Here is a 12,637-nt window from a genome sequence, read left to right as displayed (position 1 = left end):
TTTCAGCAGTTTGCTACAGCAATGTATCAATTATAGTGCAACAGTTCAATTGCGCCGAATTGTCATTGATGAGTGGCTTTTTTCTGCTTTCGGTTTACCACATCGGCAATAAGGCTGTGCAGGTGCATCAAATCGCTGGCCGAAAAATCGTTGCTCTGCTGCGCTTTTCTGATGAGGCGTGTGGTTTCCTGCGCATCGGTCATGGTCATGCCGGTTTTTTGATGCAGAATGTATGCCCACTCTGCCTGCATGGTGAGCGGTGGCATGTAATAGTTATTGCGCAGATAGTCGGTAAAATGGGTGGCCAGTTTGCGGCCCACATTCGCATGGTCCTGCTTGTTGAAATAGAGCTGGGCAATGGTTTGAACAAAAGATACCGTGGTATTGCTGTTGGGCGCCACAATAGGTATCATTTTTTGCTTGCGTCGCAGGTTGCTCAATATCCAGATGGCTGCCAGTGCCAGCAATATCCAGAACGACCAGCGCAGTGGTGGAATGGCCATCAGGGCACTGAATACCGAATAATCCTCCGGCTGCCGGTTCACGTTGCGTTGAAAAAAGAGATCCCAGTGAATTTTGGCAGGATACTCCGGCAGATAAGACAACAGGGTTTTGAGATAGCCGTGGTTTTGGCCATTCAATAAAAAATAATTGCTCAGGCCACGGGCATTGCCCGCTACTATCACCTGCCCATTGCCTATGCTGTACCGGGCCAGATGTGGCTTGCCTGCAGCATTTTGCCCCAGCCATTGTATGCTATCCGTTTTGTTACTGTCTATAAGCACCCTTTCCAAAAAAGGATAATAATAATATGGGTATGACAGCATGGCATGGCTACTGCTATCGGCTATACTCAGGCGGGTATCCACCATTTGCAGGCGTACCATCATCGATAAAACTTCGGCGTCATCGGTTATTTCACAACCCAGAGCATCTGTTACTTCTTTGCTCAGCTCATCGGTTACTATCAGCAGGGTATTGCCCTTGCTCACAAAGCTTCGCATGTCGTCTGCTTCTTTGCTGAAAGCCCTTACAGCAGGCGAAAAAATGATGTAAACCTCGTTGCGCTGATTGTCGCTGTTGAGCACAAAATCATCGTACCACTTATTGAATGTGAGCCCGTTTTCGGTGATGTTGTTGCCGCCGTACAGCGTATCGGTCATAAAGCGGGCTACATATCCACCAAACGGTTTCTTATCTGTAGCACTCAGGGTAAATCTTTCATCAATAAAACGACTGGGTTGCTGCGTTTTTTTGCAGGCCAGCAACAAAAGAAAGCAGGCAAAAATCCAGGCCATTCGAATATTTACAGCCATCTTGCCTCCAGTTGTTTAAAGGTGTGATGGATGCGTTCGAACTGCTTTTCATTGGGGTTGAATTCGCCATACCATACATACTCAAATTGCAACATGGCGGTGGCCAATGTTTCCTTTAGCCCTGGCTGTTGTATTTCGTTCAGGTATTGCTGGTTGGTTTTGCGGGCTATGCGTTGTATGAGGCCACGTTCATCCAGCCTGCTCAGTGCATCAATAAACAAATAGCGGGTGGCCATTCGGTATTGCTTGCTGGCAATGGCTTGCTGCGCCAGTGTGGCTGCGCCCTGCAGCATCAGCGGATCTTCTGCCTCTTCTTCTACTTCGGCAGGTAGTTTTTTATCGCCGGGCGAAAAGATGCCCGTATTGTTTGTCCAGATTTGATACAGTAAAAACAAGAGGGCTAAAATGGCAATGGTCCATAGCACTGGTTTCAGCCAATTCAATGAAATGTTGCTTTCTTTTGATGCCACTTTTTTTCTACCGGCTCAAATTTTTGGTGACGCAGCACACTATCAATGTAGGCCATGTATGCAAAGTCTTTTTGCTTGCGAACAGGCGTCAAATCTTCTTTTGAAAACACTACTTCATGCGGCGGAGGCAGCGTTACAGGAGTCAACTCTTCATTGTCTTCTTCTTCGCCATAATACATTTCTTCGTCTACCACAGTGGTATCAGTGGTGCTGTAGACGGTATCGTTATTGTATTGTTGAGCAGCAAGCAGTATTGGCCAGCAAAAGCAGCCAGCATACCAGGCAGCTTATGATCAGGCGGGCCATTCCAGTGTTTTAATTTGTTGTGATGCGGCGGCAGTTGCTGCTGCTTTTATTTTCTTACTCAGGCGAATAGGATACCACACAAAATACCAGCCTATAAGCCAAAGCGATGCCGCTAAAATGCTGATGCCTGCCCATAGTGGAAGGCCGGCTTGCTTGCTGCTGCTGAAGGTGTTGCTCATGAGGTAGGTAACATAACTCTCGAGTATTGCTGCCAACAGCAAAAACGGAATCAAAGCCAGTGCAATCTTCATGGCATCTTTAATGCCGTGGCGAAAAGATTGGTAGCGACTGTAGGTACCCGGAAACAAAATGCTGCTACCCACCACCAAGCCGGCAGCACCGGAAATAATGATGGCAGAAATTTCAATAGTTCCATGTATCCAAATAACCATGATGCTTTTCCAGCCAAGGCCCTGTTCAAAAACATGTATTCGAAGGAACCCACCATCAGGCCGTTGCTAAACAAAATATACAAGCTGCCAATGCCGAAGAAAATGCCAGACACAAAGGTTTTTAGTGCTACCTGTATGTTGTTGAATGCAATGCGAATGAACATGGTAAACTTGTCTTCATCGCGGTATACGCCAAAGGGGTCGCCCTTACGAATGTTTTCCAGCGTCATGTCTACATAGTCTTCTCCCAAAATGGCTTTTACAAAAAGTCATCGTGGGTAGATGATACAATGGCCATGAGCACACACAGGGCAAAAAAGAGAAACGTAAACAAAAACACGCCATGATGTTTGCGCACCAGCAAGGGTAGTTCAGTTGTCCAAAAACTGCGCAGCCGGGTAAACTTTTCCCGTTTGTTCTGATAAATGGTTTGATAAATACCAACAGCAATGCTGTTTATCCATCGGGTGACTTTGCTCTGCGGGTAGAACGTACGGCTATAGGCGAGGTCGTCCAGCAACGTAATAAAACGCTCCGCCTGTTCATCAGGGTCATTGGTTTGTTCCTGCTGATACCGAATCCACTTGTCTCTGTTGCGCTTAATAAAAAGTGCTTCCCTCATGCAAAAAATATAAACGATGTCAAATTAATGCAATCATAGCATTCATAAACCGTTTAATTTGCTGTCATGTCTCAGGTTTCTGTTTCTACCCCATTTAATATTTACCTCGAGTTTGAGATAGCGCCTTTTTTCCGGCGGCTGCTGGCTTGGTTTTTAGACATGCTGGTATTGATGCTGTATGCCCGTGGAATGAAGTATTTTCTGGATCAGGTGATTTATGGTCCGGTAGAAATTAGCAAAGGGGTAGATGTGGTGCTGGTGTCGCTTCCCATGCTGCTGTACCACCTGCTGATGGAAACCTTGTATCAGGGGCAAAGCCTGGGTAAAAAAGCCATGGGCATCAGGGTCATCAGCATCGAAGGGGGAGAGCCTCGCCTCGGTCAGTACCTTATGCGCTGGTTGTTTCGCTTATGGGAGTGGCCTATGTTTTTTGGCTATCTGGCTATGGACTCTTACTGGTTTGTGATACAGGTATTACTCACAGGGGTGTTGGGCCTGGTTGTGGTTGTAATTGTAGCGGTGAGCAACAAAAGCCAACGCCTCGGCGATTTGGCAGCCGGCACCACGGTGGTGGATTTACGCTACCGTTATTCGCTGGCCGATACGCTGTTTAAAGAAATCGTGGACGAAAATTATAAAGTTCGTTTTCCGGAGGTGATGCGGTTGAGTGATAGAGACATCAATGCCATCCGGTCGGTCATTGCATACACCGAGAAAAATCAGCAATACGAAACTGCACACCGGGTGGCAGGAAAAGTCAGGGAAGTCCTGAACATCCAAACAGATTTGGAGGTGCTTGACTTCCTTGAAAAGTTGTTGAGTGATTACAACTACCTCGCTACCAAAGACAAAGGTTGATTAGGCAAGTGAGGCAAAAAGCAGCCCGCCGATAATTGCCAGTACATATAATCCCAGTACTACAATCGTTATAATACCAAAGTAGCGGTAAACAGCTTTCAAATTGGCAAATGCTTCAGTAACTGACTCTTGTTGATGGTTGTACAATCCCGAATGTATGGTGAATGCTTTCAACAGCTATGATAGTGAGGGCTTACTGCAAATAACGCTTACTGAGTAGTTTGCCCTTTTGCATGGCTTTGTCTTCTACAAAGGTTTTAAACAGCCAAGAGCTTAGCAGCAAGGCCGATAGCACAAATAAAACACCTGCCACTTTTTGCCCATCATTAAAAAAAGATGAACGGCCACCTGAATAATTGGCCAGTGAAGAAGATACACAGTGAATGAATAATCGTATTTTCTCAGCAACCCGTCCAGTGGTTTTAATGAATGACAAAAGGCCAATAAAATCAAGGGAAAGCTGAGCGGTGTTTCGATAATCTGGTATCCCCAAATACAATTTTTAATGAACCACAACCAGCCAACTACGAGTATCCATTTTCGACATTGTTGATGCCATCCATAATGATACAACAGCATGCCGCTGATGAAAAAATACAGCTGTCCCGGCAACTGATAGCTCATTACGGGGTGCGATTGGTGCAGCAGCAAACGGTAGGCTACAGAAAGCGTCCACAACAGCCACAGCCAAACTATTTTCTTTGGTTTTGCCAGTAGAAACAACAATGGGAATGCAGCATAGAAGCACATCTCAATTTTTAATGTCCATAGTGAACCATTGACCACCGCGGAACCATTGTTGTCGAAAACGCCTGGTAGCGATTGCTGCAAAAAATTGAGTAGTGAGGCATTGGCCAAAACGTACCTGCCAGTTGTTTCATTGACGTATTGCGACAGCGGCAATGCACTTACAGCATAAAGCAAAATCACCTGCAGCGCCACAAGCACCCATACGGGTAGCATAATGCGAAAGAAACGCTGGATGTAAAAGGCTTTCCAACCATTGACTTGTGTTTGCAGCTTGCCATAGCTGTGCATCATGGCAAATCCAGAAAGCACAAAAAAACAAGACACCGCAAAGTCAGCATCAAACAAAAACTTATTGCGGTACAAGCCGGTAAGCGAACCCAAATGGCTGGCCACCACTATCAGCGATAGCAGCAGCCGGGCAGGGGTGCCTCCCAGTAAATACGCAGCTTTGTTATCCATGCATTGCAATAATAACAAACCGGCAACCAATGGCCGCCGGTTTGAATGATGATGTTGAAACCTTTCGCTTAATAGGCACGGGCAAACAGCACCCGCTTGTTGCTGGGCTTGCCGGTGAGTATGCAAGTGCCGGCTTCTTCTTTTGCATCCAAAGGAATACAACGAATAGTGGCCTTGGCGAGGTCTTTAATTTTTTCTTCGGTTTCGGCAGTTCCATCCCAATGCGCTGATACAAAGCCACCCTTGCCATCGAGAATGCTTACAAACTCATCCCAGCTGTTGGCTTCTGTAGTATGCTCCGCCCTGAAGTTTTTCGCTTTTTCAAACAAATGCAGCTGAATTTCATCCAGCAATGTTTTGATGTAAAAAGCAATGCCATCGAGGTTGACGGTCATTTTTTCTTTGGTATCGCGGCGGGCAATTTCGGCTACACCGTTGGCCAAATCACGGGCACCAATGGCCATACGAACAGGTACGCCCTGCAGTTCGTATTCTGCAAACTTCCAGCCCGGACGGGCATGTTCGCTGTCGTCATATTTTACCGAAATGCCGAGGTCTTTCAGCTGGCTGATGATGGGCTTGAGGGTATCGGTAATGGCGGCCAGTTGCTCATCGCCTTTGTAAATGGGTACAATCACCACCTGCAGTGGTGCAATTTTTGGCGGCAATACCAAACCTTGGTTATCGCTGTGGGCCATTACAAGGGCACCAATCAAACGGGTGCTTACGCCCCAGCTGGTAGCCCATACATATTCCAGCTTGTTGTTGCTGTCGCTAAATTTCACATCAAAAGCCTTGGCAAAATTTTGACCCAGGAAGTGCGAAGTGCCGGCTTGCAAAGCTTTGCCATCCTGCATCAGTGCTTCAATACACAAGGTGTCAACGGCACCGGCGAAGCGTTCGCTTTCCGATTTCACGCCTTTCACTACGGGCAGTGCCATGTAGTTTTCTACAAAATCGGCATACACTTCCAGCATTTTTGCGGCTTCTTCACGGGCTTCCTGCTCAGTGGCATGCGCCGTATGGCCTTCCTGCCACAGAAACTCGGCAGTACGCAAAAACAAACGTGTACGCATTTCCCAACGCACTACGTTGGCCCACTGGTTTACCAAAATGGGCAGGTCGCGGTAGCTCTGAATCCAACCTTTGTAAGTATTCCAAATGATGGCTTCGCTGGTAGGACGTACCACCAGCTCTTCTTCCAGCCTGGCTTCGGGGTCTACCATCAGCTTGCCGGGGTTAGCAGGGTCGTTTTTCAGGCGATAATGCGTCACCACCGCACATTCTTTCGCAAAGCCTTCGGCATTTTTTTCTTCGGCTTCAAACAGGCTTTTAGGCACAAACAGCGGGAAGTAGGCGTTTACGTGACCGGTGTCCTTAAACATTTTGTCGAGTACATCCCGCATGTTTTCCCACAGGCGGTAGCCGTAGGGTTTGATAACCATACAGCCACGTACGGCGCTGTAATCGGCCAAACCCGACCGCAATACGAGGTCGTTGTACCATTGCGAATAGTCTTGCTCCATGGGAGTGATCACCTTACTCATAATATACTTTCCTGATAAATGATTGAATGAAGAGCTGCCTGTGGATTTGCCCGCCGGCAGGGCGGCGAAATTAAGCATTTGGAATTAGGTAAGCCTTAACACAAAACGGCAGTTTTTGAATGTCTTTCAATAAAACATTAGCATTTGGTAGTGGAGGAATGAAATAACTTAGCTACCGATACCATTTGCAGATAAAGTGAGCCATTGAACTGGTTTTTTTCTACGAAAAGAGATTGCGCCACGTTTTGTGTTTTACTGCGTCTGATATTTGACACTACTAAAGCCTGTACAGATGAAACACCTCATGTACCCCATGCTCGCCGCCACCGTATTGCTGGCCAGTTGTTCTGCCGCCTTTAAAACCGCAGAAACACCTGATGATGTTTATTATTCTTACGGGCCTACAGCCGCACCCCGCGAAGACCGGGTAGAGGAAGAGGACGGGTACGTAAGCTACTGGCAAGATGCTGACGACCGCTACCTGCGTATGAAGGTGCAAAACCGCGACCGCTGGAATACCATCGATGATGTCAACTACTGGTATGGGTACAACAATCCCACCAGCATGTGGAATCCTTCCTGGAGTTTCAATTCGTGGAATAGCTGGAATACATCTCCATGGATGCTCAACTATGGTACCGGTTGGAATACCTGGAACAATCCTTTTGTATTCAACAGCTATTACAATAGCTGGAATAACCCCTGGTGCTGGAACCGCCCCGTTATCATAGTCAATAAGAATCCTGTTGGAGCTGTTGCACAAACACCTCGTCCTGGCTTTAACAAAGGTGGATATAACAACAGTGTGTTTACCCGTGGCGGCAATGAAAGCTTCAACCGCACAGGTAAGCCTTCTACACAGCAGCAACAGGCTGGTTATGGCAACCGTGATTTGTTCCGCAGCATTTTTAGTTCATCATCTTCTGGCGGCGGCAACAACAGCAATGGCTCTGGCAGCAGCTGGTCTCGTCCGGCACGTATGTTTGAACCTAGCACCAGCAGTTCTTCCGGTTCATCTGGCAGCAGCCGCACTTCCGGTAGCTCTTCTTCTTCATCTTCGTCATCATCATCGTCTTCTTCTTCTTCAGGAAGCAGCCGTGGTGGCCGTGGCGGCAACTAATGCCTTTCATTTTCAACAGCGCATTACAAACCTTCAAGTTCTAACTCCATTGAATAGCCGCCGACCTTTCCCTGTGTCTTATGCGGCCTGCTAATCCTGTATCTGTATGAGAAGTAAATTATTTTTAGCCTCCGCAGCTTTATTGGCGCTGCAACTGGTGGCCAATGCTCAGGTACCCGAAGATGTGCTTCGCTACGCCTACCCGCTGATGGGAGGTACTGCCCGCAATCAGGCCATTGGTGGTGCCATGGGCTCTTTGGGTGGCGATATTACTGCGGCACATATTAACCCCGCAGGTATAGGTATGTACAAAAACAGTGAATTTGTAATGTCGCCCAACTTTAGTTTTCTCAATAACAAATTCAATTTCCGGGGCGATCAAACCAAGTCGAAAGACAACGGCATTGGCTATGGAACATCTGGCTTCGTATGGGGGCACAGCCACAATTCACGGTACAAAAAATCGTCAAGTTCTGCTATTTCGCTTACCATCAACCAAACGGCCAATTACAACAACCGGATGCAATACAAAGGCTTCAACAATTTTAGCAGCTGGAGTGAGCAATACGTGGAAGAACTGGCGAGAAACAGAGCTACAGTGAATCAGGCACTGAATAACTACATTTTTGGTTCTTCACTTGCGTTTCAATTATACCTTGTTGATACTATAGCCGATCAAAATAACAATGTGATAGGCTACCAAAGTCTTGTACCCCTGCCAGGTATAAATGGCGGACCAGAAGGTGTGATGCAAACCAACCTGATTGAAACAAGAGGTGGTGCTCATGAAATAGCCTTGGCATTCGCCAACAATTACAACGATAAACTGCATTTTGGTGTGGCGTTCAATGTGCCTTTCTTTAGCTATCAAAAAGAGCAGACTTATCGGGAAGAAGATATGAGTGGTAATCTCAACAATGACTTTTCTTATTTCGAATACAAAGAGAATTACAAAACAACTGGTTGGGGGTTCAATGCCAAACTGGGCATGATTTTCAGACCCGTAGAAAAATTACGTTTTGGCCTGGCTTTTCATACGCCCACGTTTAGCAGTATGAATGATAGAATTTCTGCCGAAATGAAAGTGAATTCTGAGAATTATACAAACCTGCCTCAGCCGAGGGTAATAACCAGCGATGAGTTGAAAGGCAGCAACAGCAATGCAGGCAACTATAATTACAACATGATTACACCTTACCGTTTATTGGGTTCTTTATCTTTTGTAATAAATGAAGTGAAGGAAGTAAAACGCCAGAAGGGTTTTGTAACGGCAGACATTGAATATGTAAATTACCGGGGCACCCGTTATCAGGCACAAGATGCTACCAATGTTGACGATGTGAACTATTACACCGAACTCAACAATAGTATCAAGAATCGCTACAAAGGCGCTATGAACCTGCGTTTGGGTGGCGAGTTGAAATTCAATACCATCATGACCCGCCTTGGTTTTGCCTACTTGGGTAGTCCTTACGCAACCAAAGAGTTGAAAGGTAGCCGCATGTTGCTGAGTGGTGGCTTGGGCTATCGCAACAAGGGCATGTTTGTAGACCTTACGTATGTGCATGCACTCATCAACTACAGCCATGTGCCTTATTGGCTGGCTGACAAAGCCAACGTAGTAGCCGATGGTAAAAACAGCCGTGGCAATATTGTACTCACGTTTGGATTTAAGTTTATGTAAGCCGCGATGCTATCAACGAAATCATGTCAGGCAGTTGCTGTGGATGAAACCATTGCACTGCCTGATTTTTTTGAACCAGGTCATTTGCCGCTTGGCGTATTGGCGGGTATGTGTGGCTATCAATTCTGCTGCTTCAGTTATACTACATTGGCCATGTATGGCATCAAACAATTCCTGATAACCCACAGTTTGTAAGGCTTGCAGCTGTTCGTAGGGGAGCAGTTCTTTTACCTCCTCTACCAATCCATCTTTCATCATTGCATCTACCCGTAGCTGTATGCGTTGGTTGAGCAATAGCCGCTCCATTTCCAATCCTATGATGAGGGTATCAAACGGTCGTGCATTGCTGCTGCGTTGCTGAAACTGTTTGATGGATTTTCCACTGGCTCGAATCACTTCCAAAGCCCGCAGCATGCGGTGTGGGTTTTGCATTTCGCCACTGGCGGCAAACAATGGATCTTCTTGCTGCAAGGTTTGCTGTAACCACGCTATGCCATGTGCCGCATAATCCTCCCGTATTTGCTCCCGGATAGCAGCCGGAATATCAGGCATAGCATCCAGCCCATCAGTGAGTGCTTTCAGGTACAAGCCAGTGCCACCCACAGCTATCACTACTTTGTATTGCTGAAAAAGAGTGCCGAGTTTTTTTAGTGCCCATTGCTCATACTGTGCGGCATCCACCGGATCGTGTATGCTGTGGCTGGCAATGAAATGATGCGGCACTGCTGCCAACTCTTCATCGGAAGGCCGGGCTACGCCAATGTTCATTTCCCGATAGCATTGACGGCTATCAAAGGAGATAATTTCTGTACGGAAATGTTGCGCTAATGCAATGGCCACGGCCGTTTTGCCGACCGCTGTTGGCCCGGCTACGGCTACCAGTAAGTGCTGCTGACCGGCCATGCGTAAAAAAATTAATAGTCTTCGCCGCTGCTGCTATCGTCGGTAAAAGATTCTTCGTCGCTGCTGGCAGTGTCGCTGTCGCCTTCTTCGCCAAAGCCTTCTTCGTTGCCCTGCAGGTCGTATTTCTCTTCCATTTCGGCAAACTTGGGGCCCAGCAAGCCACGGGTGCCATATTGCAGCGGACCCACACCTTCTTTGCGGCTTACAGAAGGGTACGCAATCTTGCTACTTTCTTCTTTCGACACGTTGATGAGCTCCACCAAAAACACCCAGTTCTTGTTGAAGTCGTACACATAAATAAACTTCTGATTGGTATCGCGGATTTCAGAACCAATGCTGGTTTCTTCCATCAGCAGGGGCGGAGCCTGATAAACTTTGTCGTATTTCTCCAGCGAAATTTCGCGGCCTCGCAACCAGTTGTCGTTGCTGCGATAGAATGTTGCCTGATGCTTGTTGTCGAATTCGTAGGCCTGAAGAATGGTCTTGTGCAAATCGATGAAATACTGTGTATGCTTGATCACAATATCGCGGTAAATGCTTTCGTCTTCTTCGAGATACACCCTGAATTTCAATACTGCCATGGCTACAATGATTGACCCTTGAGGGCCTGCGTTTTGATGTGCGGCAAAGAAAATACTTTTTACCGAACAGGGGTGAGGTTTAATTGTTGGGCCTGCTCCAACATCAGTGCTGTTGCGGCTTCCAGCGTGTTGGGAATGATGCCGTCGAGGATGGCATCTTTAATCGCATTTTTGATAATGCCCACTTCGCGGCTGGGACCAATGCCAAAATATTGCATGATGGTTTCGCCATCAATGGGGGGCTGCCAGTTGCGGATGCGGTCATTCTCTTCTACTTCTACGCAGCGCTGCCGTACCATTTCAAAATTGCTGAGGTAGCGTTTTACCTTCTGTTTGTTTTTCGAAGTAATGTCTGCTTCGCAAAGCGTCATGAGGTCGTCGAAGTGTTCGCCAGCATCAAACAACAGTCGGCGGATGGCGCTATCCGTAATGTTTTCTTTAGTCAGCGAAATGGGCCGCAGGTGAAGTTCTACCAGCAGCTTCACGTATTTCATTTTTTCGTTGAGCGGCAGTTTCAGCTGCGCAAAAATTTTGGGCACCATGCGGCCGCCCACTACTTCGTGCCCGTGAAATGTCCAGCCGTGGCCTTCTTCAAACCGCTTGGTGGCAGGTTTGCCTATGTCGTGCAAAATGGCCGCCCAGCGCAACCACAGGTCACGGGTGTTTTCGCTGATGTTGTCGAGCACTTGCAGGGTATGGTAAAAATTGTCTTTGTGCCCGTGCCCGTCGAGGTATTGAGCTCCGGCCAGCGCCACCATCTGCGGAAAAATGAGTTTGAGCAAACCCGTATCGTACAGCAGTTTGAAGCCAACCGAGGGCTTGCTGCTGAGGATGATTTTATTGAGTTCATCAACAATCCGTTCTTTCGACACAATGCTGATGCGGTGGGCATCGGTTTTGATGGCCGCCAGTGTGGTTTCGTGAATGGTAAACTGTAGCTGACTGGCAAAGCGGATGGCCCGCATCATACGCAGCGGATCGTCGCTGAAGGTTTGGATGGGATCCTGCGGGGTGATGATGCATTTTTCCTGCAGGTGTTGAATGCCGCCAAAAGGATCAACCAGTGTGCCGTAGTCTTTGGCATTGAGGCTGATGGCCAGCGCATTGATGGTGAAGTCGCGGCGCAATTGGTCGTCTTCAATAGTGCCGGGTTCCACGGCTGGTTTGCGGCTGTCGCGGTTGTAGCTTTCCTTGCGGGCCCCAACAAACTCAATGTCGAAATCGGCAATGCGGATATGGGCGGTGCCAAAATTTTTAAAGAAGCTGACATGGGGGCGGGGCTTAAACAAATCGGCCACGGCATGCGCCAGCGCAATGCCATCGCCGGTGCATACAATATCTGCGTCTTTGGTGGGGCGTTGCAAAATTTTATCCCGTACAAACCCACCAATCACCCAGGCCTCCATGCCAAGATGCTGTGCCCGGGAGGAAATTTTTTCGAAAATGCTGGCTTCGTACGCTTGTAAAGGAATGTGCATGCGCCGCAAAAATAACGGTATTGAGGTGGATGGATAAAGGGACGCGGATAAACAGGGGCCGCGGAATAGCAGGATGAAAACAGATTTTCGCGGATGATGTTGCTGTCGCAGGCCTCCCGGCTTGTGACGATGCGTTACTAATGCTCTAAAC

12 protein-coding genes and 1 pseudogene are annotated in these 12,637 nt (G+C 47.5%); 3 read left to right on the top strand and 10 right to left on the bottom strand.

What is annotated here, in order from left to right; all coding sequences use genetic code 11:
* Positions 1-62: 62 nt before the first annotated feature.
* The 5 genes and pseudogenes from GLV81_RS12470 to GLV81_RS20455 form a co-directional block, all read right to left on the bottom strand.
* Positions 63-1,316: a DUF4350 domain-containing protein gene (locus GLV81_RS12470; RefSeq protein WP_157479159.1), complete on the bottom strand. Its 1,254-nt coding sequence runs from the start codon at positions 1,314-1,316 to the stop codon at positions 63-65.
* Complete coding sequence (locus GLV81_RS12465) at positions 1,307-1,759, bottom strand: DUF4129 domain-containing protein (protein ID WP_157479158.1); 453 nt, start codon at positions 1,757-1,759, stop codon at positions 1,307-1,309. The genes GLV81_RS12470 and GLV81_RS12465 overlap by 10 nt, the downstream gene beginning before the upstream one ends.
* Positions 1,756-1,980, bottom strand: a complete 225-nt coding sequence (locus GLV81_RS12460; protein WP_157479157.1) for a hypothetical protein — start codon at positions 1,978-1,980, stop codon at positions 1,756-1,758. Before GLV81_RS12460 ends, GLV81_RS12465 begins: the two co-directional genes overlap by 4 nt.
* A gap of 99 nt (positions 1,981-2,079) precedes the next feature.
* Positions 2,080-2,648, bottom strand: a pseudogene (locus GLV81_RS20460) (stage II sporulation protein M).
* A 95-nt stretch (positions 2,649-2,743) separates the two neighbouring features.
* A complete protein-coding gene (locus GLV81_RS20455) occupies positions 2,744-3,106 on the bottom strand; it encodes a stage II sporulation protein M (protein WP_246185975.1) in 363 nt (120 codons plus the stop codon).
* A gap of 66 nt (positions 3,107-3,172) precedes the next feature.
* Between GLV81_RS20455 and GLV81_RS12450 the strand changes: the two genes are divergently transcribed.
* On the top strand, positions 3,173-3,964 hold the full coding sequence (locus tag GLV81_RS12450; RefSeq protein WP_157479156.1) for an RDD family protein: 792 nt from the start codon (positions 3,173-3,175) through the stop codon (positions 3,962-3,964).
* A 273-nt stretch (positions 3,965-4,237) separates the two neighbouring features.
* On the opposite strand, the gene GLV81_RS12445 is transcribed toward GLV81_RS12450, so the two are convergent.
* Both GLV81_RS12445 and proS read right to left on the bottom strand, forming a co-directional pair.
* Positions 4,238-5,173, bottom strand: a complete 936-nt coding sequence (locus GLV81_RS12445; protein WP_157479155.1) for an acyltransferase family protein — start codon at positions 5,171-5,173, stop codon at positions 4,238-4,240.
* Between the two features lie 68 nt (positions 5,174-5,241).
* Positions 5,242-6,720, bottom strand: coding sequence for a proline--tRNA ligase (proS, locus tag GLV81_RS12440; RefSeq protein ID WP_157479154.1), 1,479 nt, complete (start codon positions 6,718-6,720; stop codon positions 5,242-5,244).
* Positions 6,721-7,012: 292 nt separating this feature from the next.
* On the opposite strand from proS, the gene GLV81_RS12435 reads away from it, so the two are divergent.
* Together GLV81_RS12435 and GLV81_RS12430 are read left to right on the top strand one after the other, a co-directional pair.
* Entirely contained in the window at positions 7,013-7,840 is an 828-nt protein-coding gene (locus tag GLV81_RS12435) for a hypothetical protein (RefSeq protein ID WP_157479153.1), read from the top strand.
* A 106-nt stretch (positions 7,841-7,946) separates the two neighbouring features.
* Complete coding sequence (locus tag GLV81_RS12430) at positions 7,947-9,524, top strand: OmpP1/FadL family transporter (RefSeq protein ID WP_157479152.1); 1,578 nt, start codon at positions 7,947-7,949, stop codon at positions 9,522-9,524.
* Between the two features lie 21 nt (positions 9,525-9,545).
* On the opposite strand, the gene miaA is transcribed toward GLV81_RS12430, so the two are convergent.
* From miaA to GLV81_RS12415, 3 genes are read right to left on the bottom strand one after another with little or no spacing between them, the layout of a single operon-like run.
* On the bottom strand, positions 9,546-10,427 hold the full coding sequence (miaA, locus tag GLV81_RS12425; protein WP_246185974.1) for a tRNA (adenosine(37)-N6)-dimethylallyltransferase MiaA: 882 nt from the start codon (positions 10,425-10,427) through the stop codon (positions 9,546-9,548).
* A gap of 11 nt (positions 10,428-10,438) precedes the next feature.
* Entirely contained in the window at positions 10,439-11,008 is a 570-nt protein-coding gene (locus tag GLV81_RS12420) for an IS1096 element passenger TnpR family protein (RefSeq protein WP_157479151.1), read from the bottom strand.
* Positions 11,009-11,067: 59 nt separating this feature from the next.
* Positions 11,068-12,486: a CCA tRNA nucleotidyltransferase gene (locus tag GLV81_RS12415; protein ID WP_157479150.1), complete on the bottom strand. Its 1,419-nt coding sequence runs from the start codon at positions 12,484-12,486 to the stop codon at positions 11,068-11,070.
* Between the last annotated feature and the right edge of the window lie 151 nt (positions 12,487-12,637).

The organism is Phnomibacter ginsenosidimutans (assembly GCF_009740285.1).
In the GTDB taxonomy this organism is placed as follows: domain Bacteria; phylum Bacteroidota; class Bacteroidia; order Chitinophagales; family Chitinophagaceae; genus Phnomibacter; species Phnomibacter ginsenosidimutans.
Note: the sequence above shows the minus strand (reverse complement) of the source record. Positions and strands in the feature narration are given on the sequence as shown.

Coding starts and splice junctions, on each gene's coding strand:
- GLV81_RS12470 (WP_157479159.1), bottom strand. CDS start 1,316: ATGGCTGTAAATATTCGAATGGCCTGGATTTTTGCCTGCTTTCTTTTG.
- GLV81_RS12435 (WP_157479153.1), top strand. CDS start 7,013: ATGAAACACCTCATGTACCCCATGCTCGCCGCCACCGTATTGCTGGCC.
- proS (WP_157479154.1), bottom strand. CDS start 6,720: ATGAGTAAGGTGATCACTCCCATGGAGCAAGACTATTCGCAATGGTAC.
- GLV81_RS12430 (WP_157479152.1), top strand. CDS start 7,947: ATGAGAAGTAAATTATTTTTAGCCTCCGCAGCTTTATTGGCGCTGCAA.
- GLV81_RS12450 (WP_157479156.1), top strand. CDS start 3,173: ATGTCTCAGGTTTCTGTTTCTACCCCATTTAATATTTACCTCGAGTTT.
- GLV81_RS12445 (WP_157479155.1), bottom strand. CDS start 5,173: ATGGATAACAAAGCTGCGTATTTACTGGGAGGCACCCCTGCCCGGCTG.
- GLV81_RS12415 (WP_157479150.1), bottom strand. CDS start 12,486: ATGCACATTCCTTTACAAGCGTACGAAGCCAGCATTTTCGAAAAAATT.
- miaA (WP_246185974.1), bottom strand. CDS start 10,427: ATGGCCGGTCAGCAGCACTTACTGGTAGCCGTAGCCGGGCCAACAGCG.
- GLV81_RS20455 (WP_246185975.1), bottom strand. CDS start 3,106: ATGAGGGAAGCACTTTTTATTAAGCGCAACAGAGACAAGTGGATTCGG.
- GLV81_RS12420 (WP_157479151.1), bottom strand. CDS start 11,008: ATGGCAGTATTGAAATTCAGGGTGTATCTCGAAGAAGACGAAAGCATT.